Below are 21,315 nucleotides of genomic sequence, written 5' to 3'. Positions count from 1 at the left end.
TTATTTTTCTACCTTAGCGAAAGGCATTCCTAGTTTTTCTAATAAAAATTTAGCTTCAGCATCTGTTTTAGCTGTTGTGACAATAATAACATCCAATCCTTTAATACGACGGATGTTTTCAAATTTAATTTCAGGAAAAATAATTTGTTCTTTAACTCCTAATGAGTAATTTCCTTTACCATCAAAAGCTTTAGGGTTAACACCACGGAAATCTCTAATACGAGGAATTGCAACATTAATCAATTTATTTAAGAAATCTCACATTTTTTCTTTTCTTAATGTTACTTTTCCACCCATATCCATTCCTTCACGCAATTTTCATGAAGCTAAAGATTTTTTAGCTTTAGTTATGAATGGTTTTTGACCGGTAATAACTTTTAATTCATTAACTACTTCTTCTACAGCTTTATCATTATTTACTTCTTTACCAACAGTCATATTGATAACAATTTTTTCGATTTTGGGAAGTTCCATTACAGATGAATATTTAAATTCATTTGTTAAAGCTTGTTTCACTTCTATTTCATATTTTGATTTTAATGAATTCATCTTTTAAATAGCCTTTCCTGTTTTTTTAGCAATACGAATTTTTTTGCCATCTTTAACTTCGGTTTTTATTTTTGAATATTCTGCAGGTTTATCTTTAGTTGCTTTTTTTACTAAAATAGCGACATTAGAAGCATGAATAGGAGCCTCAAAAGATTCAATACTTCCCTCAGTTTTTTGTTGGTTTGGTTTAACATGTTTAGTTACCACATTAACATCTTTTACGGTAACTTTTTGTGTTTTGGGGTATACTTTTAAAATTTTTCCAATTTTACCTTTGTGTGATCCGGCAATAACAATTACTTCATCATTAATTTTTAATTTCATCATTATTCCTTTCTACAATACTTCAGGGGCAAGTGAAACAATTTTTAAATACCCTTTTTCTCTGATTTCACGTGCTACAGGACCAAATACCCGTGTTCCTCTAGGTGAACCATCTTCTTTAATAATTACCACAGCATTGTCATCAAAACGAATATGTGTACCATTTTTTCTTTTTACACCGCATGAAGTACGAACAATAACTGCTTTAACAACTTGTCCTTCTTTTACCATTCCATTAGGAAGAGCTTTTTTTACTGAACAAACAATAACATCACCAATGTTTGAAGTTTTCTTAACTGAACCACCTAGATTACGAATAAGACCAACTTCTTTTGCTCCTGAGTTATCTGCAACAACTAATCTTGACTGTTCTTGAACCATATTTTAATTACCTGCCTTTGCAGTTTCTTTAATTTCAACTAAACGAAAACGTTTTGTTCTTGAAAAAGGTCGAGTTTCTGAGATTTTAACAATATCACCTAATTTGGCAATTTTTTGTTCATCATGAGAAGCAAATCTTTTAGTTCTTTTAAATCTTTTACCATAAAGTGGGTGTTTTAAATATGTAGCAACTTCAACAATAATTGTTTTTTCGTTTTTATCTGAAACCACAACTCCTGTTAATGTTTTTCTTTTATTTAATCTTTCCATTATTTTTCACCTTCCACTTTAGTTTGAGATTCTAATGATTTTTGTTTGATTGCTGTTAATGCTTTGGCAATATCTTTTTTAACTGCGTTAATTTTGTGGGTTTTATCTTGTTGTCCAGTAGTATTTTTAAATCTTAAAGTAAATAATTCTGCTTTATATTCTTCAACTAATTTAGCTAACTCTGGAAGTGATTTTTCTTTTAAATTTTTGAAAAGCATCTATAAAACACCTTCTTCCCCTGGCTGCACAATTTTTACTTTAACAGGTAATTTGTGTCCACCTAATCTTAGTGCATCTCTTGCAATTTCTTCTTTAACACCTGAAACTTCAAAAAGCATTGTATTAACTTTAGCTACTGCTACTCATTTATCAGGTGTACCTTTACCAGAACCCATACGAACTCCAATAGGTTTAGAAGTTAGTGATAAATGCGGGAAAATTCTAATGAATACTTGTCCTTCACGTCCCATTCTTCTAGTGATTGCAATCCGTGCAGATTCAATTTGTCTAGCTGTAATTCAAGCTGAAGTTCTCGCTTGTAATCCAAATTCTCCAAATGATACTTTATTTCCTTTAAAAGCTTTTCCTGAATCATGGGGAATTCTAAAATTTCTTCTGTATTTTGTTCTTTTAGGTTGTAGCATTATTTACCACCTTCTTTAACTTCTCCTAAAGAAATTCAAACTTTAATTCCTAAAGCTCCATATGTTGTTCTCGCTGTTGCATAAGCAAAATCAATATTTTGTCTTAAGGTATGTAATTTCATTTCTCCTTCAGTATATCCTTCTGTACGAGCCATGTCAACACCATTTAGACGTCCTGAAACTTGAGTTTTAATTCCTTTTGCTCCGGCTTTTAAAGCATTACGGATTGCAAATTTTTGAGCAATTCTAAATGCTCCACGGTTTTCTAATTTAATAGCAATACTTTCTGCCACTAGACGAGCATTTAATTCTGGATGTTCAATATTTACAATATCAATTTTTAAATCTAAGTTTTTATTTTTTACAAATTTTTGGATGTTAGTTGTTAACTTTTTAACATTTTCTCCACCTTGACCTAATACTGCTCCAGGTTTTGCTGTGTGGATGGAAACTGTTACACGATTTTTTTGATCACGTTGAATTTCAACTTTACCAATTAAGTGCTCACGTACAAATTTTTCAAGATACTCTCTAATTTTTACATCTTCTAATAAAAATGTTGCAAAATTTGCTTTAGTTGCAAATCATGTTGTTTGATGTTTTTTTGTAATTCCGAATCTAAATCCATTTGGATTAACTTTTTGTCCCATGAAATGCTCCTATCTTTCTTTTAATGTCACTGAAAAGTGTGATGTTCTTTTTAAAATTGAGTATGCTCGACCTTTTGAACGAGGTTGAAATCTTTTTAATGTTGGTCCTTCGTTAACAAGGACTTCTGAAACGTACAATACTTCTCCGTTCATACCGTGATTGTTAACAGCATTAGCAATAGCTGAATTTAATAATTTTAAGAAAATTTTTGATGATTTTTTGTTAGTGTTTTGTAAGATACCGATAGCTTGTTGAGTTGATTTTCCACGGAATAAGTCAGCTACTAAACGAGCTTTTTGAGCAGATACTCTTTGTAATTTAACGTGCGCTTTAGCTTCCATTATTTCTTCTTCCCTTTTTCAGCTCCGTGGCCAGTATATGTTCTAGTTAGTGAAAATTCTCCTAGTTTGTGTCCCACCATGTCATCTGTAACAAATACATCATTAAAAATTTTTCCGTTGTGTACCTGGAATGTTAGCCCAACAAATTCAGGAAAAATGGTAGATCTTCTTGATCAAGTTTTAATTGGTTTTTTAACTTTTTGTTCATTCATTACTGCAACTTTTTTTAATAAAGACGCATCAGCGAATGGACCTTTTTTCAATGATCTTGCCATTATTTAGCTGCCTTTCTTCTTCTGATAATAAATTTATTTGAAGATTTTTTAGTATCTCTTGTTTTAACACCAAGAGCTTTTTTACCTCAAGGAGTTAAAGGAGCTTTACGTCCGATAGGTTGTTTACCTTCTCCACCTCCATGTGGGTGATCTACAGGGTTCATTACAGAACCACGAACTGTTGGACGAATACCCAATTTACGGTTTCTACCAGCTTTACCAATATTAACAAGTGAATGTTCTTCATTACCTACAACACCAATTGTTGCTTTACAACGTGCTAATACTCTTCTCACTTCACCTGATTTTAGTTTTAAAATTACATATTTTCCGTTTTCATCTTTACCTAATATTTGTGCTGATGAACCAGCTGAACGTGCAATAATTCCGCCACCTAATGGTTGCATTTCAATGTTGTGAACAACTGTACCTTCAGGGATATTTTCTAGTGGTAAGGCATTACCTACTAAAATATCAACTTTTTCCCCTGAAATAACTTGTTGTCCTACTTGTAATCCTTTAGGAGCTAAAATGTAACGTTTTTCTCCATCTAGATAATTTAATAAAGAGATGTTAGCTGATCTGTTTGGATCATACTCAATTGATTTAACAAAAGCAGGAATATTATCTTTATTTCTTTTGAAATCGATAATTCTATAAAATCTTTTGTTTCTTCCACCTTGGTGACGAGTTGTAATTTTACCTTGATTATTACGACCTGATTTTTTAGGTAAAAGTTTTAATAGTGATTTTTCTGGACTATGACCACTTAAATTGTGTCCATAGTCAAGTGAAGACATATTACGACGACCGTTAGTGGTTGGCTTAAACTTTTTAATTGCCATTTGGCTCTTTTCCTTTCTTGCTTAAAAATATTTGCGGCTTTATCTTCTAAGCAATGTATATACCGCTTTGTTTAAAATTATTTTTCTTCTGCTTTTGCTAGTTTTTCAGCAATTTTAGCTGCTGCTTTTTCTTCTGCTGCTGAAGGTTTTTTCTCTTCAACTGCTTTTGGTGTAGCCTTTTCTTCATTAGTTTCGATTGTTTCATCTTCAAATAATTGAATTGAATGACCTTCTGCTAATTTAACAATTGCTTTTTTATATGAGGTTGTGAATCCTTGGAATCTTCCTAATTTCTTAGGTTTTTTTGCAACATTAAAAATGTTTACAGATTCAACTTTTACATCAAAAATAAATTCCACAGCTTTTTTAACTTCAACTTTATTAGTTTTTTTGTCAACGGCAAATGTATAAACACCTAAAGGCATTTGTTCATAAGTTTTTTCTGTTAGAATTGGGCGCTTAATAACTTGATTAACATTCATTATTTCACCAACCCTTCAAGTACTTTAATATCTGACTCACTAATTACTAATACATCTGCAAGTACTAAATCTTCAACTGAAAGTGAATTAACTTTTGTAGTAATAACATTTTTTAAGTTTTTTGCTGATTTAAATGTATTTTCATCAGAAGTTACTAATAAAACATGTCTTAAACTTGCTATTTGTTCTTCTTGTAATTGAGACACAAGCTCTTTTGTAGAAATTTTAGAAACTTTAATTTCTTTTACTAAAATAGCTTCTGCTTTTGCAAGTTCTGTTAAAGCTGAAAATAGTGCTAGTCTACGTACTTTTTTATTAATTTTAATTGTATAGTTACGTTCTACAGTAGGTCCAAATGCCCGTCCTCCACCGACAAATACTGGTGTTCTAAGTGAAGCTGTTCTAGCTTTACCTGTTCCTTTTTGTGCTCAAGGTTTTTTCCCTGTACCGCTAACTTCACCTCTAGTTTTAACTTTATGAGTTCCTTGTCTTCTTGAAGCTCTTTCTGCGATAATTGCATCAAATATAGCTTGTGATGAAACTTGTTCTAATCCAAATACTGCTTCTGGTAATTTAGTTGTAGGTTTAAATTTTACTTTAGCTACATTTTTTGAAGTTGCAACTGGTGTTTTTTCAATTGCTACTGATTGCAAATCTTTAGCCATAACTATTTACCATCCTTTGCTTCTTCTAATTTAGTTTCTGCTTCTGAAACTAATTTTTGCATTTCTGCTAAACTCATATCTGAGCTTAAATCTAAATGTAATTTTTTAGATTTTTCTAATAAATGATTTTTTTCTATTTCTTCAGCAATGTTAACTAGTGTAACTGATTCTTTAGTTGGAAGACCTTTAACTGATTCTTTAATAACTAAAAATGATTTATTAGCTCCAGGTACTGATCCCTTAACTAAAAGTAAGTTATTTTTTAAATCAACTCTAATAACTTCTAAGTTTTGTACTGTTTTTTGTACATTTCCCATTTGCCCAGGCATTGTCATACCTTTAACAACTTTATTACCTGAAATATCTCCAAGTGAACCAGTTTGTCTAAGTGCTTTAGACCCACCACCTCCACCATGTGATTTAGGTCCAATTGCTTGGTTATGTCTTTTAATTGTTCCCGCAAAACCTTTACCTTTAGATGTTCCAGTAACATCAACTAATTCTCCAGCAGAAAAAATTGATGAGTCAACTGTTTGACCTAATTCATAACCTTGCATTTCTCTAATTTCTTTAACGAAGCGCTTAGGTACTGTATTTGATTTATTGAAGTGACCGATTCTTGGTTTTGATTGTCTTGATTTTCTTAAATCTTCAAGACCTAATTGGGTAGCTACGTAACCGTTTTTTTCTTTAGTTAAAACTTGAGTTACAACATTTGGTTGAACTTCAATTACAGTTACTGGAATAATAATTCCGTGATCAGAATAAACTTGAGTCATCCCAATCTTTTTTCCTAAGATTCCTTTCATATTTCCCTTTCTATTTCACTGCTACAGAAATTTCAACACCACTTGGTAAATCTGTACGCTTAATTTTATCTACTAATGCATCTGTTGGTTTGTGAACCACTATTAATCTTTTGTGTGTTCTACTTTCAAATTGTTCACGTGATTTTTTATTAACATGAACTGATCTTAAAATTGTAAAAATTTCTCTTTTAGTTGGTAGAGGAACTGGCCCACTTACTTTTAAACCACTCTCTCTTATTACTAAAAGAATTTTTAGAGCAGCTTCATCAACTAATTTAAAATCAAAAGCTCTAATTTTTATCTCTAATTTTTTCATTGTTGTCTCCTTTGTTCATCTTTTGAACAGACTCAACATTAATAACCGACATACCGTTAACAACTAATCTCGGAGTGTCGCAACCTAATGTATCATAGTCTATGTAATAAAATGCTTTTGAATTATACTACATTTAAAAAAATAACAAATATTTTTTTATTATAAATACTCTAAATTTAATTTTTATATTAAAAAAATATGCAAAATTGCATATTTTTAATGAATTCTGATTCAGTAAGTTTCTAATTAATAAATAAATATAAGAATAAAAAAATCAAATGTTCTTTATCAAACTTTAAATTACTCTTTTCATTTATATAATGATGGATAAACTGCAAATGGAAATAGTATTGCAAGATTTTTTTTACTTAAAGGGTATTTTTCATTTACTTGATTAGCTCAATTTTTTACAAAAAATAAAATCATCATAATGATTAAAAGAAACAAGAAAAATCCGTTTAACATTGATCAAATAATAGTAAATGATAACATCAATGATCCATAAAAATCTTTGATGTTAATTGATAACATCATTAATGTACCAGTAATGCTAGAAATTAATGATGCAAAAAATCAAGGATAAATAATTCAAGAAATAATTCAATTATTTTTTTTCATACTTTGACTTTTTACTTCTTTTCATGTTAGTTTTTTATCTAATAAATTATTATCTTTCAATTGCAGTTTTTCTTTTTTTAATAAAGGCGGTAAAAAAAATAAAAGGATTTTTTTACTTTTAGTTATATCAAAGGATTTAAGTTCTGAATGTAATGCAAAAATATTGACCATCAATAAAAACGATGTCAAGACAATTATTCATACATAGAATAAATAACCTATAATTAGATTATTAGGTCATGAATAAAAAGAAAAAAATAATAAAAAAGAACTAACTATTAAAAGTAATGCTGATATAGATCAAATAACTATTGGATAATTTTTATTAAATTTTTTTATCATTATTTTTCCCATAAATTTTCCTTTTTATTCTTTTTTTTAATTTTTGTATCAAAATATAAAAACTAAAAATATTATAACTGAATAACAAATTAATTTAATGCATTAAAATAAATAACTTGAAAAATCTAGCTATTAAAGCTATCAATTTATTATCATTAATTAGTAAGAGATTACTATCATTACAAAACTTGTTTATAAAGAATTTCAAGAAAGATTCATCTTAAATTAGTTCTCGTTTAGATACTTCCAACTAAGAAACAAATCATATCAACTTATTTAAAATTAAAAGTTCTAATTTTTTATTATTTGTTGCTTTATTTGTTTTTTGAATAGACTCAATATTAACCACTAATCTATCATAGTTTATATAATAAAACATTTAATTAGATTCCATTTAAAAAATATGCAAAATTGCATATTTAGATTCTGATTGAATAAATTACTGCTAAAGGAACATAAAAAATAATAAATAATCAAATTAATCAAATAATTAAAATATTATAAATAAAGCCATAGAAATTATATTTTACTTTTAAATAAGCAATTAAAATTGGGAAACAAGCATAAGCTAAATAAAATAAAACTAAATTAGCATAATTTTCTACAATAATATCGCTGGATGATAAATACAATTTTATTCCCAATCATGTGCTAAATCAAAAACCCAATAGTAAATAATTAATTAATAAATGCAAAATAAAATGTTTTAATAGTTTTGATAACTTTGCTTTTTTATTTTGAAAAATTGATTTCATTAAATTCCTTTATTATAATTTTTGTAATAAATTATAATATTTCGAAATTGATTTTCCAAAAAATATTATTTAAAAAATAAAAATGATCTTTAAGAATTTTTAAAGATCATTTTTATTTTTTAACATAAAGTAATGGGTAAACTAAGAATGGAAATATAAGAATAAAAATTCTTTGATATCAAGGATATTTTCGGGTTCACTGATTAGCTAAATTTTTTATGAAAAACATTACTATAAAAACGAAAGATATTAGAAGTGAAACACCATTGAAAAATTGTCATGAGAGAGATATCGCAAACATTGCTCCCTTATAGTCATTATCTAATACACCGGTTGTAATTTCCATCATGGCAAAAATAGTTGTTACTAATGCAGCAAAAAATCATGGATATAAAAATCAAGACAAAATTCAATTATTTTTTTGAATGTGAGTATTAATAATTTCTTTTTTTAGAATATCAACATCAATATTTTTATCATTTTGAAATTCACTATCTTCTGAAAGATTAATTTTTTCTGGTCTTTTTATTATCAATAAAAGAGGAAAAATAATTATTAATGACTTTTGTAATCTATTTAAATTAAATTTTCCAAGTTCATAATTTAAAGCAAAAGCATTAACTAATAGTAAAAAACTAGATATTACTATAAGAAAAATATTAAAATGATAAATTAAAAGTAAATAATAAAAATTTCTAAAGTCATGAAATGGTAAAAATAGTAAAACAGATGCTATGATTAAAATTGGTGAAAATATAATTCAATTTATTATTGGATATTTTTTAAATTTTTGCTTTTTATTCATATTAACTTCCTATATGTTTGTAACCTTTAAAAACACCTGAAGGAATAAAACCAAAAGTAAATCTGTATGAAATAGAAATATTATAATCATGATTTCTTATACTATTTAAGTAATTGGCATTAAAATAATTTGATAATAATCCTACAGTTTTAGCTATAATTTGTATCATTTTTGCTGTTTTAGAAGAAAAGGGATATTCTACTTCTGCAATGAATCCTGCTCCTTCATCTACTAATTCTGTTAAAATACTTGTACTATCAGCTAAAATTTGAATATTAGATAATTTTTTGATTCATCAATTAGTTTCAGAAACAGTTAGATTTACTCATAAATTAGCTCCTCATCACTCACCTCATGCTCTGCTTTGTCTGAATGGTAATCCTACATGATTATAAAGTTCTTTTTTCATGTTTAAAATTTCTTGTTTTTCTTGATTAGTAAAATAGTCATTTTCACTTCTATTTCCATATTTATTCATAAATACAGCTAATTTTTTAACAAGTAAATCTTCTTGATTATTAGATTCAGAAAAACTTTGTTTTTCTGCCATTAAATTTACTTTGAAATCATCACTTTTTTCATTTGTTTTAGCAGATATTGTGGTTAAAGGTACCAAAGTTGTTAAACCCATTATAACTGGACCACTAAAATATGCTAATTTCTTTTTCATATTAAAATACCTCCATTTATAAATTAAGGTTTATTCTTTTAAGAAAAGATAAACCTTAAAGTAATTATAAATTAAAAAAAAAAAAAAAAAAAAAGATAAATTAACAAATCTCATCAATAGATTTGTTAATTTAAAAAATATTAAAAATAGTTTCTTTCAAAACTGAATAGCAAATTAATTTAATGCGTCAAGATTAAATAACTTAGAAAATCTAGCTATTAAACCTATCAATTTATTAGTATCGGTTAGCTGAACGTATTACTACGCTTACACACCCGACCTATCAACCTCATCGTCTATAAGGAATTTCAAGGGAACATTCATCTTTGAGGAGGCTTCCCGCTTAGATGCTTTCAGCGGTTATCCTTTCCGTACTTAGCTACCCAGCTATGCCCCTGGCGGGACAACTGGAGCACCAGTGGTACGTCCACTCCGGTCCTCTCGTACTAAGAGCAGCTCTCATCAATATTCCAACGCCCACATCAGATAGGGACCGAACTGTCTCACGACGTTCTGAACCCAGCTCGCGTACCGCTTTAATTGGCGAACAGCCAAACCCTTGGAACCAACTTCAGCTCCAGGATGCGATGAGCCGACATCGAGGTGGCAAACCTTCCCGTCGATGTGATCTCTTGGGGAAGATAACCCTGTTATCCCCGGGGTAGCTTTTATCCGTTGAGCGACGGCCATTCCACAATGTACCGCCGGATCACTAAGTCCTGCTTTCGCACCTGCTCGACTTGTAGGTCTCGCAGTCAATCACACTTTTACCTTTGCGCTCTACATATGGTTTCTGACCATATTGAGTGTAACTTTGAACGCCTCCGTTACCTTTTAGGAGGCGACCGCCCCAGTCAAACTACCCGTCACGCACTGTCCCCCTCCCAGATAATGGGAGCAGGTTAGAAACTCAAATTAACAAGGGTGGTATTTCAAGGTTGACTCCATAGAAACTAGCGTCTCTACTTCTAAGTCTCCCACCTATCCTACACATGTTAATCCAAATTCCAATACGAAACTATAGTAAAGCTCCACGGGGTCTTTTCGTCTTGATGCGGGTAACCAGCGTTTTCACTGGTACCATAATTTCACCGAGTCCAATGTTGAGACAGTGGGGAGATCATTGTGCCTTTCGTGCAGGTCAATAATTAGTTGACAAGGAATTTCGCTACCTTAGGACCGTTATAGTTACGGCCGCCGTTCACCCGGGCTTCATTTCACTGCTTCGCTAATGCTAACAGCTCCACTTAACCTTCGGGCACTGGGCAGGCATCACCCCCTATACATCGTCTTGCGACTTAGCAGAGAGCTGTGTTTTTGATAAACAGTTGCCCCCCCCATTTTACTGTGACCACTTTATTTCATTAATTTCTTAATGCTTTATATGGTATCCCTTCTTGCGAACTTACGGGATCATTTTGCAGAGTTCCTTAACATTGGTTTTCTCGCTCGCCTTAGAATACTCATCTTGGGGACGTGTGTCCGTTCTCGGTACGGGTTCCTATGTAATTAACGTTAGAAGCTTTTCTTGGAAGCATGAAATCATACAATTCGATACTCGGTTACCCTTTCTCTATGCGTCACAACTTAAGGTTATGCCATGCGGATTTGCCTACATGGCCCTCTAATTGCTTACCCCAGAATCCAATAACTGGTAGTATTATCCTTCTCCGTCACTCCATCACTTACATCGGAAGTACAGGAATATTAACCTGTTGTCCATCGACTACGCATTTCTGCCTCGCCTTAGGCCCCGACTAACCCTGGGTGGACGAACCTTCCCCAGGAAACCTTCCCCAATAGGCGTCAGAGATTCTCACTCTGAATCGTTACTCATGCCGGCATTCTCACTTCTAAACGCTCCACTAATCCTCACGGTTTAGCTTCATTGCTGATTAGAACGCTCCTCTAACGCGCTTTCGCACCCGTAGCTTCGGTATTGTGTTTAGTCCCGTTACATTATCGGCGCAGAATTTCTTGACTAGTGAGCAATTACGCACTCTTTAAATGATGGCTGCTTCTAAGCCAACATCCTAGTTGTTTGTGAAACTCCACAACCTTTATCACTTAACACAATTTTGGGACCTTAGCTGACGATCTGGGTTGTTTCCCTCGCGAATACGGACGTTATCACCCATATTCCGACTGCATAATAATACACACTGGTATTCGGAGTTTGATTATAGTCAGTACAGCTAGGCGCCGCCATTCCACATTCAGTGCTCTACCCCCAATGCTTAACATTACACGCTAGCCCTAAAGCTATTTCGAGGAGAACCAGCTATCTCCAGGTTCGATTGGAATTTCACCGCTATCCACAAGTCATCCGGGCACTTTTTAGCGTACTACGGTTCGACCCTCCACTTAGTTTTACCTAAGCTTCAGTCTGCTCATGGATAGATCACCTGGTTTCGGGTTTACATCAACATACTTAAGTCGCCCTGTTCAGACTCGGTTTCCCTTCGGCTCCGCTTTTTTCCACTTAACCTAGCATGTTAACGTAACTCGCCGGCCCATACTGCAAGATGTACGCCATCACCCATTAACGGGCTCTGACTACTTGTAAGTATACGGTTTCAGAATCTATTTCACTCCCCTCCCGGGGTTCTTTTCACCTTTCCCTCACGGTACTAGTTCACTATCGGTGTCTGGTTAGTATTTAGCCTTACCGGGTGGTCCCGGCGGATTCAGACAGGGTTTCACGTGCCCCGCCCTACTCAGGGTACAGTCAAGAGTTTTTACTATTTCGCTTACGGGAGTATCACCCTCTGTGCTGAAGCTTCCCAACTTCTTCTGCTATAGTAAAAATTTGTAACTCTATATAGACTGCCCTACAACCCCTTCAAAAGAAGGTTTGGGCTCTTCCGCGTTCGCTCGCCGCTACTGACAGAATCATTATTTATTTTCTTTTCCTGTTGCTACTAAGATGTTTCAATTCACAACGTGTCTCTCTTACTTAACTATGTATTCATTAAGTAGTAACTGGAGATTAATCCAGTTGGGTTCCCCCATTCGGAAATTCCTGTATCATAGCGTATATCCAGCTCCACAAGACTTATCGCAGGTAATCACGTCCTTCATCGACTTCCAGACCCAAGGCATCCACCATATACTCTTACTTATTTAAAAGCCAATAACTTTATTTTTTTAAGCCTATTGTTTTAGATTTGTATATCTAAGCAATTTAATTTTGATCAATTTGGTTGTAAAAAAATTTCTTTTTTTACCTCGGTTATCAAATATTAATAAAAATATTTGATGTCGTTTTCGTTAAAATATTATGAAATTTTCATTTCATTGGTATTTTGCTATTCAGTTTTCAAAGAACTATTTTTTGAGAACATAGAGCTCTCAAAACTGGATACAAGAATATTTGCTGGCTTATACACAACATAACACGCCTTTAAAATAATTTATTGATTTTAAAGGATTTTACAGCCAAAGATGAATTTATCACTTAGGATAAATATATGTACTCCGTAGAAAGGAGGTGATCCATCCCCACGTTCTCGTAGGGATACCTTGTTACGACTTCACCCCAGTCATCAGTCCTGCCTTAGGCAGCCGTTTCAATAAAGTTAACTAACCGACTTCGGGCATTACCAACTCCCATGGTGTGACGGGCGGTGTGTACAAGACCCGAGAACGTATTCACCGCAGCGTAGCTGATCTGCGATTACTAGCGAATCCGACTTCACGAAGTCGAGTTGCAGACTTCGATCCGAACTGAGATCGGTTTTTTGAGGTTTGCTCCATGTCACCATATTGCTTCTCTTTGTACCGACCATTGTAGCACGTGTGTTGCCCCACTCGTAAGAGGCATGATGATTTGACGTCATCCCCACCTTCCTCCGGGTTACCCCGGCAGTCTCTCTAGAGTCCTCGACATTACTCGTTAGTAACTAAAGACAAGGGTTGCGCTCGTTGCAGGACTTAACCTAACATCTCACGACACGAGCTGACGACAACCATGCACCATCTGTCACTGTGTTAACCTCCGCTATATCTCTATAGCATTGCACAGGATGTCAAGAGTGGGTAAGGTTCTACGCGTATCTTCAAATTAAACCACATGCTCCTCCGCTTGTGCGGGTCCCCGTCAATTCCTTTAAGTTTCACTCTTGCGAGCATACTACTCAGGCGGATCATTTAACGCGTTAGCTGCGCCAGTAAGTATCCTACCGGCTAATGATCATCGTTTACGGCGTGGACTACCAGGGTATCTAATCCTGTTTGCTCCCCACGCTTTCGTTCCTCAGTGTCAATATGCAACCAGTTAGCTGCCTTCGCCATTGGTGTTCTTCCTAATATCTACGCATTCCACCGCTTCACTAGGAATTCCACTAACCTCTTTGCAATTCTAGTTTGTCAGTATCTAAAGCAGACTGGAGTTGAGCTCCAGGATTTAACTTCAGACTTAACAAACAACCTACGAACTCTTTACGCCCAATAATTCCGGATAACGCTTGCGACCTATGTATTACCGCGGCTGCTGGCACATAGTTAGCCGTCGCTTTCTGACAAGGTACAGTCATGCTAAGGTCATTTCCTACCCTAGTTTTTCTTCCCTTATAACAGCAGTTTACAACCCGAAGGCCGTCATCCTGCACGCTGTGTCGCTCCATCAAGCTTTCGCTCATTGTGGAAAATTCCCTACTGCTGCCTCCCGTAGGAGTCTGGGCCGTATCTCAGTCCCAGTGTGGCTGTTCAGTCTCTCAACCCAGCTAAACATCATCGCCTTGGTAGGCCATTACCCCACCAACTAGCTAATGTTCCGCACCCCCATTTCAAAGCGACGCTTTAAGGCGCCTTTTGAAGTCTCTTCATGCGAAAAGACTACGTATTCGGTATTAGCACCTGTTTCCAAGTGTTATCCCAAACTTTAAGGTAGGTTAGGTACGTGTTACTCACCCATTCGCTACTAAGTAACCTAGCAAGCTAGGTTCTTCGTTCAACATGCATGTATTAGGCACACAGCCAGCGTTCATCCTGAGCCAGGATCAAACTCTTAAAAAAATTGATTCATGTTATGGTTCTTGTATCCAGTTTTGAAAGATCTATTTTAGCTATGTTTAGAGTTGCTTTTTTAAGCTACTTCAAACATTGAGCAAGGAGAATTATACACCTTTTTTAAAAATCACTAAACTTTTTTTTAATAATTTTAAATTTTCATGATGTTTTTAATTCTTTACTTAGCACTCAATTTCCCGTTTCCTTCATTGGGTGCTAAGAAATATTACAACATTTTTTTAAAAAAGCAAATATTTTTTTAAAAAAAATCCAAATTGCTTTGGATTTTTTATTTTTTTTATTGTTTTGGAACTAATCTAGAATATTAATGGGTTGAATTTTATGTTTTTTATTTTTTCTTAATTTAAGAAATACTGCATTAAATTGCGCTTTATTATCAGAAACTTTAAATCTGATGGGCGTGTTATAGCGCATTTTTTGATAAACTTCTTCATAATTTGCACCAATTGCTGAATTACTAGGACCTGTCATTCCTACGTCAGTTATAAAAGCTGTGCCTTTTTCCAAAATGCGGGCATCATTTGTTTGCACATGAGTATGGGTACCTAAAACTGCTGAAACTTTGCCATCTAAATAAATTCCTAACACATTTTTTTCACTGGTTGTTTCAGCATGAAAATCAATAATATGAAAATCAGAATCATCATTCATAAGAATTTGGTCCATTGTATCAAAAAATGAATTAGCATATTCTTCACCTCAAGGTGGTAAAAGACGATTAAAAACGATTCCCATTAATGAAGTAACTCTTAGTTTTACTCCATTAATATCAAATAACCTACTTCCTTCTCCGGCATAACTTTTATCAATATTAGCAGGACGAATAACATCTTCATTATTGATAATAAGTTTGATATCCTCTTTTGATCAAACATGATTTCCTAAAGTAAAAACATTTACTCCGGCTTTTTTTAAAGTTTCATAATCAGTTTTATTTAAGCCTTTACGTCCTGAGACATTTTCTGCTTGAATAATTACAAAGTCATAAGGATATTTTGCCTTTAAATTTTTTAGTTGTTTACTAACTTCTAAAATTCCTGGTTTTCCAAAAACATCGCCTATGAATAAAATCTTAATTTCTTTTTTTAATATCGGCATAGTTAACTAATTATATTCCTTCAAAACATTTTTTGAATATTTTGAGTATTTATTATTTTTTTCTTTTGTGATTTTGTTTTGATAAACAAAAATCGCTAAGCTATATTCACCTTTGATGTTTTCAGGAAGCTGTAATAAAATATCATGAGCATTACCAAAATAATGTTTTTCAAATTTTTTAGTTAACTCCTTAGCTAAAAAAATCTGATGTTGTAAATTAGGATTTAAAAAATTTACAACATCTTCTAAAGTACTTCGTAATTTATGAGGAGCTACATAAATTACATAAGTTCCTTCAATCAGTGAGGCAATTTGTTTTTGTCTTTGACCTGTTTTATCTTTTAAAAAACCTAAAAAAGTTATCGGGGTTGAAAATCCCGAAAGTGCAATTATACTTGTTAAAGCTGAAGGACCCGGAATAGAACGGATTTCAATATTATTTTCTCGCGCTAATTTAATTAAAAGATTTCCAGGGTCAGAAATTAAAGGTGTTCCTGCATCAGAAATTAGTGCCAAATCATTACCTTCTTCTACTAAGTCAATAATTTTTTGTGCTGCTTTTTGTTCATTAAATTTATGTAATGAAATTAATGGTTTTTTAATTTGATAATGATTTAATAATTTTTGACTTGTTCTAGTGTCTTCTGCAGCGATGTAATCAACTTCTTTTAAAATTTCAATTGCTCTTAAAGTAATGTCTTTGAGGTTACCAATGGGAGTTGCTACTATATAAATATATTTATTTTGCATAATTTACACCATAAGCTTGCATCAATTTAATTAAAAAGTTTTCTTTTAATAAAAAGAAATTGCCATTAGTCATTAAATTTTCTAAAAATTGATGAATTTCCTGACATACTTTTACAAAATCAATTTTATGATTTACACTTTTTTTTATTGCTACTGCATCAACAAAAAAGTTGTTATCAAAGTCTTTGCTAATAATTTTTAAAAACATTTTTCTAAAAATTTGCATTATGAAAAAACTTTGTTCCTTATCTAACTTTTGATCCAAATAAATTTTTAATTTTCATGCATTATTCATTGCTTTTATAATTTCTTTTTCTATTTCAAAAAAAGTATTTTCAAAAAAATCAAGATTTTTTTCTTCTTTAAGTGAAATTGCAATCTTAGTCCACAATGTAAATTTTTCATCGCTTAAATTAGAATTATTAATTACTTTTTGAGCTTGCAATTTAATAATTTGACAGCGTGATCTAATTGTTAGCAACACTTTGTTTATCATTTCTGTTTCTAAAATAATAAAGGTGTTATTAATTGGCTCTTCAATAAATTTTAAAAGTGAATTACCAATTCAATGATTGATTTGTTCAACATTTTTAATCACTAAAACTTTTGATCCCTTTTTTTGAAAAGTAGACAAATGTAATTGTGAAATTGTTTTATTTAATATATCTTTTGTTAAATCTTCATTTTTGTTTAAAACAACCAAATCAAAATGAAGATTAGTTTCTAATTTTGCTAGATTACTATTATTAATTTTATTAACTAAATAAAGTAAGTAATTATCAGCATTAATCTTTTGTGAATTATTAAGCAAAAAAGCATGAGGAATTTTTTGAAAATTAAAATATTGATCAACTAAATGGAGAAATGATTTATTTAATTGCATTAAATACTCGTGATTCTAAAACTACTCAAACTTTTTCTAAAACAGTTTCTATATTTTCTGTTGCATCAATAATTACATAACGATTAGGATTTTCTGCTGCTAATTTATTATAACTGTCACTAACTCTTTGAAAAAAACTTAATGATTTTTTTTCAATTCGATCAAATGTTGTATCAGCTTTTAAAATTCTGTTAAAAGCTTCTTCGGGCGAAATTTTAAATAAAAAAGTAATTTCTGGCCATAAATTATCAATAACTAATTTATTAAGTTCCAAAATCTTGGCTTCTCCTGCTTTGCCACCACCGCCTTGATAAGCTAATGAAGAATCAACATAACGATCACATAAAACTAATTTATTAGCCGCTAAAGCCGGTTTGATAATTTTATTTAAATGTAATCTTCTTGAAGCGGCAAAAAGTACAGCTTCAGTAAGTGTATCAATTTCATAATTTATATTCAGAATAATGCTTCTAATGTCTTCAGCAATTGCTAAATCTTTACCTCCTGGTTCACGAGTGATAATGAATTGTTGTGTGGGGAAATTTTCAGTAATTTTTTTACCAATTAATTCAATAATTGTAGTTTTTCCTGATCCATCTAAACCTTCAAAAGTTATGAACATTATGCACCCCTTTATATTTTTTTACGATTTATTAATGCTTCTTTTAATGTAAATTGGTCAATGTATTCCACTTGAGAACCTAAAGGTATTCCATGTGCAAGCTGAGTGACTTCATTTTTGTCTGAACTAATAATTTTTTTTAAGTAGTTAGTAATAATTTGCCCTTCTAATGTAGGTGAAAGTGAAATAATAATTTCGGGAAACTTTTGTGCATATTTCTTTAATTTTTCAAAAACAGATTCATCTGCAGGATTTTCTATATAACTTTTAATAAAATCTTTATCAAGAATATAATATTTACCATCAAAAATATCTAGTTTTTCAAATTTTTCTAAATCATTAGCTGATTCAATAATCATTAATTTAGAATTACGATGTGGATTTAAACAAATTTCACAAACTTTGTTTAAATTTAAATTATGACAATAAGTGCATTTTTGTAAATTTAGTTGTAATTCTCGAACTAGATTGAAAAAATCTAGTATATCTTGTGTTTTAGAGTTAATAATATAAAAAGCAATTTTTTCTGATTGTTTTTTTCCAATTCCAGGTAATTTACGAAGCATTTGAATTAGTTCATCAAACTCTGGACTATACATCTAAACTCCTGGTTTGGAAATTGTTTCATGTGCTTGATCTAATTCTTTAATTGCATCATTGATTGCAACAATAATTAAATCTTCTAAAGTTTCTGGATCTTCTGGGTCAATTAAAGCGGGATGAATCTTAATTGATTTTAATTGTCTATTTCCATAGAAAACTAAATCTAAGCCTTGTTTTGAAAAAGTAAATTCTTCAGCTGCTAGTTTTTCTTTTTTACGATCCATTTCAGCTTGTAATTGTTTTGCTTGTTTCATCAAATTATTAATATTCATTTTTTCTCCTTAATTTTAAATTATTCCAATTTTTTTACCAATTAAGTTTTCCATAAAACTTTCAGTTAAATCCGTTTTAGTTTTATTTGAAAGTGGAGCTAAAGGGATGGCTTCTGGTTTGACTACTAAGTTTTTTCAAGTTTCTTTCATTTCTTTAAAGAATTTCTTACTGATTGCAATAATATGGGTTGGTTTTCCTGTTAATTTAATAATTAATTCCTGAAATTCAATATCTTTAACAAAAGAATTAACTTGTCATACATATTCATTTTCATTAGCAGAGAGTAAAATAAAATTGTTGGCAGAAGCAATCAGTTTACATTTTTCTAAATATGGAATGTAGTTGTAATATCTTTGTTCAGAACTAAAAATTTTTAATCTTTCTCATTGTGTTTTAGCTTTTGCTAATGCATCTTTATCTGATAAAGATAATAAATTTAAAATTTGACCTTTTTTGTAAAGATCTCCTTCAAAAATCTTATTTTGTTTTTTAGCTAATAAAATTTCTGCTGTAATTGATTTAGCTAAAATTAGTTCATCGTGAGCAATTAGTTCATCAGCATATTCAATTAATCCATCATTATCATTATTATAAAAACCTTCTTCTAGTAGACGGTCTGCTTCTAATTCTTGTTCTTTTAACATCCTTAGTTCTCGATCGATTTCCACACTTTTTAGCATTTCATTATTAGCTACACGATTAATTTCAAATAATTTTTGAGGATCTGTTTCTTGTACAGGGCGATATGGAATAATATCGGGAATATCGATGTCAGGAATTTTTGGCATTGGAAGCGGATCTATTTCTGTTGTATCATCTTCACTTTCATCTAAAAATTCTCTTTCTAATTCTGCTGTATCATAATCAATGTTGGTTTCATCAGTGTCAATTTTTACATTTTCTTCTGTTTTATTATTGTCTATATTTCCAGAAAACATTTTTTCTAAAAATTCATCTTTTTCTATAACAGGTGGTGTGAAAAGTACATCATCAAATGAAGGTGATTTAATTGAAGCTTCATCATTTTTTTCAACTTTTGCTTTGGGCGTTAGAATTGTGGTTTGACTTTGAACAGAACCGGAAACTACTTGTTGATCTAATGTTGCATATTGTTTATTTTCTAGTAATTCTTTATCTTGTGTTGCTAACTCAATTAATGTTAATTCAAAGATTTCTTGTACAATTGTTGAGTAACGAATTTCTTTTAAGTTTTTGAATAAAATATCTAAATATTTATAAGCCTTAGAAAGCGAAATATTTAGTTTTTTAAAATCTTCTAATTGCACTGTAGTTAGAAGGTCTACTTCATAAGTTTTTTTGAAAATAATATAGTCTTTTAAAACTGCTATTAAATCTTTAACAAGCAATTCAATGTCTGCACCTTTTGCTATTAATTGATTACTTAATTTTAATAAAGGAGTAATTTGGTTATTGTTAGCTAAATCTAAAATTTGTAATAAATTATCTAAAGCAGAAATTCCAAAAATTTCAAATAAAGCTTGTTCAGTAATATTATTATTAGTAAAAGTTGCAAGTTGATCTAACATTGAAATTGCATCACGTAAACTACCTTGAGCTAATTTTACAATTTTATTTAAGGCTTGAGTTTCACAGGCAATATTTTCTTTTGTTAAAATTTCTGTTAATTTTTCTTTAATAGATTTTTTTTCAATTTTTTTAAAGTTAAATCTTTGTAATCTTGATAAAACAGTTAATGGAATTTTTTGTGGATCTGTAGTAGCTAAAATAAACACAATGTGTTTAGGAGGAGATTCTAATAATTTTAAAAAAGCATTAAAAGCGCTTTTTGTTAGCATATGTACTTCATCGATAATATAGATCTTATATTTTGCATCAAAAGGCAGATTTTGCACATTATCTTTTAATTCACGAATTTCATCAACTCCATTATTTGAAGCAGCGTCCATTTCGATGATGTCCATTGAATTTTGAGCTTTTATTAAACAATTTGCATAAGCATTTTCATTTTGGGCATAATTTTGGCAATTTAACATTGCAGCAAAAATTTTGGCAATTGATGTTTTTCCAGTTCCTCTTGGACCTGCAAAAAGATATCCGTGTGACACCTTATCATTTTTGATGATATTAGTTAATGTACTGATAATATGTTCTTGACTTTGTACTTCTGAAAAGTTTTTTGGTCTATATTTACGATAAAAAGCTTTGTATTCAAGATTAGTCATAATTGTAATTTTATACTATTAGTTTCAGTTTAGCTTTAATTTAATAAATTTAACTATAATTGCTTTTACTAAGCTCTTATAAGATCTGTTTTTCTATCGAAGTTATAAC

The 21,315-nt window shown here is 31.2% G+C and carries 24 protein-coding genes, 2 rRNA genes and 1 pseudogene; all 27 read right to left on the bottom strand.

The window, feature by feature from the left end:
• Positions 1 to 549: a 50S ribosomal protein L5 gene (gene rplE, locus NV226_RS00520; RefSeq protein WP_258210963.1), complete on the bottom strand. Its 549-nt coding sequence runs from the start codon at positions 547 to 549 to the stop codon at positions 1 to 3.
• A 3-nt stretch (positions 550 to 552) separates the two neighbouring features.
• The gene (gene rplX, locus NV226_RS00515) at positions 553 to 873 is read right to left on the bottom strand and encodes a 50S ribosomal protein L24 (RefSeq protein ID WP_444850927.1); all 321 of its coding nucleotides are present in this window, start codon (positions 871 to 873) and stop codon (positions 553 to 555) included.
• Between the two features lie 12 nt (positions 874 to 885).
• Positions 886 to 1,254: a 50S ribosomal protein L14 gene (gene rplN, locus NV226_RS00510; RefSeq protein WP_258210962.1), complete on the bottom strand. Its 369-nt coding sequence runs from the start codon at positions 1,252 to 1,254 to the stop codon at positions 886 to 888.
• A gap of 3 nt (positions 1,255 to 1,257) precedes the next feature.
• Positions 1,258 to 1,524, bottom strand: coding sequence for a 30S ribosomal protein S17 (gene rpsQ, locus NV226_RS00505; protein ID WP_258210961.1), 267 nt, complete (start codon positions 1,522 to 1,524; stop codon positions 1,258 to 1,260).
• A complete protein-coding gene (rpmC, locus tag NV226_RS00500) occupies positions 1,524 to 1,742 on the bottom strand; it encodes a 50S ribosomal protein L29 (RefSeq protein ID WP_258210960.1) in 219 nt (72 codons plus the stop codon). Before rpmC ends, rpsQ begins: the two co-directional genes overlap by 1 nt.
• Positions 1,743 to 2,168, bottom strand: coding sequence for a 50S ribosomal protein L16 (rplP, locus tag NV226_RS00495; protein WP_258210959.1), 426 nt, complete (start codon positions 2,166 to 2,168; stop codon positions 1,743 to 1,745).
• A complete protein-coding gene (gene rpsC, locus NV226_RS00490) occupies positions 2,168 to 2,818 on the bottom strand; it encodes a 30S ribosomal protein S3 (protein ID WP_258210958.1) in 651 nt (216 codons plus the stop codon). Before rpsC ends, rplP begins: the two co-directional genes overlap by 1 nt.
• 9 nt (positions 2,819 to 2,827) lie before the next feature.
• The gene (gene rplV, locus NV226_RS00485) at positions 2,828 to 3,160 is read right to left on the bottom strand and encodes a 50S ribosomal protein L22 (protein WP_258210957.1); all 333 of its coding nucleotides are present in this window, start codon (positions 3,158 to 3,160) and stop codon (positions 2,828 to 2,830) included.
• The gene (gene rpsS, locus NV226_RS00480; RefSeq protein WP_258210956.1) at positions 3,160 to 3,435 is read right to left on the bottom strand and encodes a 30S ribosomal protein S19; all 276 of its coding nucleotides are present in this window, start codon (positions 3,433 to 3,435) and stop codon (positions 3,160 to 3,162) included. Before rpsS ends, rplV begins: the two co-directional genes overlap by 1 nt.
• Positions 3,435 to 4,280, bottom strand: coding sequence for a 50S ribosomal protein L2 (gene rplB, locus NV226_RS00475; RefSeq protein WP_258210955.1), 846 nt, complete (start codon positions 4,278 to 4,280; stop codon positions 3,435 to 3,437). Before rplB ends, rpsS begins: the two co-directional genes overlap by 1 nt.
• Before the next feature lie 77 nt (positions 4,281 to 4,357).
• Positions 4,358 to 4,762, bottom strand: a complete 405-nt coding sequence (rplW, locus tag NV226_RS00470; protein WP_258210954.1) for a 50S ribosomal protein L23 — start codon at positions 4,760 to 4,762, stop codon at positions 4,358 to 4,360.
• A complete protein-coding gene (rplD, locus tag NV226_RS00465) occupies positions 4,762 to 5,427 on the bottom strand; it encodes a 50S ribosomal protein L4 (RefSeq protein WP_258210953.1) in 666 nt (221 codons plus the stop codon). Before rplD ends, rplW begins: the two co-directional genes overlap by 1 nt.
• Positions 5,428 to 5,558: 131 nt before the next feature.
• A pseudogene (gene rplC / locus NV226_RS00460) lies at positions 5,559 to 6,236 on the bottom strand (50S ribosomal protein L3); the annotation flags it as partial.
• A gap of 10 nt (positions 6,237 to 6,246) precedes the next feature.
• Positions 6,247 to 6,552: a 30S ribosomal protein S10 gene (gene rpsJ / locus NV226_RS00455; protein ID WP_258210951.1), complete on the bottom strand. Its 306-nt coding sequence runs from the start codon at positions 6,550 to 6,552 to the stop codon at positions 6,247 to 6,249.
• Between the two features lie 300 nt (positions 6,553 to 6,852).
• The gene (locus tag NV226_RS00450) at positions 6,853 to 7,512 is read right to left on the bottom strand and encodes a hypothetical protein (protein WP_258210950.1); all 660 of its coding nucleotides are present in this window, start codon (positions 7,510 to 7,512) and stop codon (positions 6,853 to 6,855) included.
• A gap of 419 nt (positions 7,513 to 7,931) precedes the next feature.
• Positions 7,932 to 8,267, bottom strand: coding sequence for a hypothetical protein (locus NV226_RS00445; protein WP_258210949.1), 336 nt, complete (start codon positions 8,265 to 8,267; stop codon positions 7,932 to 7,934).
• Positions 8,268 to 8,379: 112 nt separating this feature from the next.
• Positions 8,380 to 9,072, bottom strand: coding sequence for a hypothetical protein (locus NV226_RS00440; protein WP_258210948.1), 693 nt, complete (start codon positions 9,070 to 9,072; stop codon positions 8,380 to 8,382).
• 1 nt (position 9,073) lies between these two features.
• Positions 9,074 to 9,742 carry a hypothetical protein gene (locus NV226_RS00435; protein ID WP_258210947.1) on the bottom strand — a complete coding sequence of 223 codons (669 nt, stop codon included), beginning with the start codon at positions 9,740 to 9,742 and terminating at the stop codon, positions 9,074 to 9,076.
• 214 nt (positions 9,743 to 9,956) lie between these two features.
• Positions 9,957 to 12,871, bottom strand: a 23S ribosomal RNA gene (locus NV226_RS00430).
• A gap of 354 nt (positions 12,872 to 13,225) precedes the next feature.
• Positions 13,226 to 14,758 (bottom strand): 16S ribosomal RNA (locus NV226_RS00425).
• The 16S and 23S rRNA genes sit together here, the layout of an rRNA operon.
• 306 nt (positions 14,759 to 15,064) lie before the next feature.
• On the bottom strand, positions 15,065 to 15,871 hold the full coding sequence (locus NV226_RS00420; RefSeq protein ID WP_373423270.1) for a TIGR00282 family metallophosphoesterase: 807 nt from the start codon (positions 15,869 to 15,871) through the stop codon (positions 15,065 to 15,067).
• 6 nt (positions 15,872 to 15,877) lie between these two features.
• Complete coding sequence (gene rsmI, locus NV226_RS00415; protein WP_258210946.1) at positions 15,878 to 16,621, bottom strand: 16S rRNA (cytidine(1402)-2'-O)-methyltransferase; 744 nt, start codon at positions 16,619 to 16,621, stop codon at positions 15,878 to 15,880.
• On the bottom strand, positions 16,611 to 17,504 hold the full coding sequence (locus NV226_RS00410; protein ID WP_258210945.1) for a DNA polymerase III delta subunit-related protein: 894 nt from the start codon (positions 17,502 to 17,504) through the stop codon (positions 16,611 to 16,613). The genes rsmI and NV226_RS00410 overlap by 11 nt, the downstream gene beginning before the upstream one ends.
• Complete coding sequence (tmk, locus tag NV226_RS00405; RefSeq protein WP_258210944.1) at positions 17,491 to 18,126, bottom strand: dTMP kinase; 636 nt, start codon at positions 18,124 to 18,126, stop codon at positions 17,491 to 17,493. Before tmk ends, NV226_RS00410 begins: the two co-directional genes overlap by 14 nt.
• 11 nt (positions 18,127 to 18,137) lie before the next feature.
• A complete protein-coding gene (locus NV226_RS00400) occupies positions 18,138 to 18,725 on the bottom strand; it encodes a toprim domain-containing protein (protein ID WP_258210943.1) in 588 nt (195 codons plus the stop codon).
• A complete protein-coding gene (locus NV226_RS00395; protein ID WP_258210942.1) occupies positions 18,726 to 19,001 on the bottom strand; it encodes a YbaB/EbfC family nucleoid-associated protein in 276 nt (91 codons plus the stop codon).
• A 15-nt stretch (positions 19,002 to 19,016) separates the two neighbouring features.
• Positions 19,017 to 21,206, bottom strand: coding sequence for a DNA polymerase III subunit gamma/tau (gene dnaX, locus NV226_RS00390; RefSeq protein WP_258210941.1), 2,190 nt, complete (start codon positions 21,204 to 21,206; stop codon positions 19,017 to 19,019).
• Positions 21,207 to 21,315 lie beyond the last annotated feature (109 nt).

The sequence above is a fragment of the Mycoplasma iguanae genome (assembly GCF_024722375.1).
Classification (GTDB): Bacteria; Bacillota_I; Bacilli_A; order Mycoplasmatales; family Metamycoplasmataceae; genus Mycoplasma_M; species Mycoplasma_M iguanae.
The sequence above is the reverse complement of the archived record's forward strand: the minus strand, read 5'-3'. Positions and strand labels throughout refer to the sequence as shown.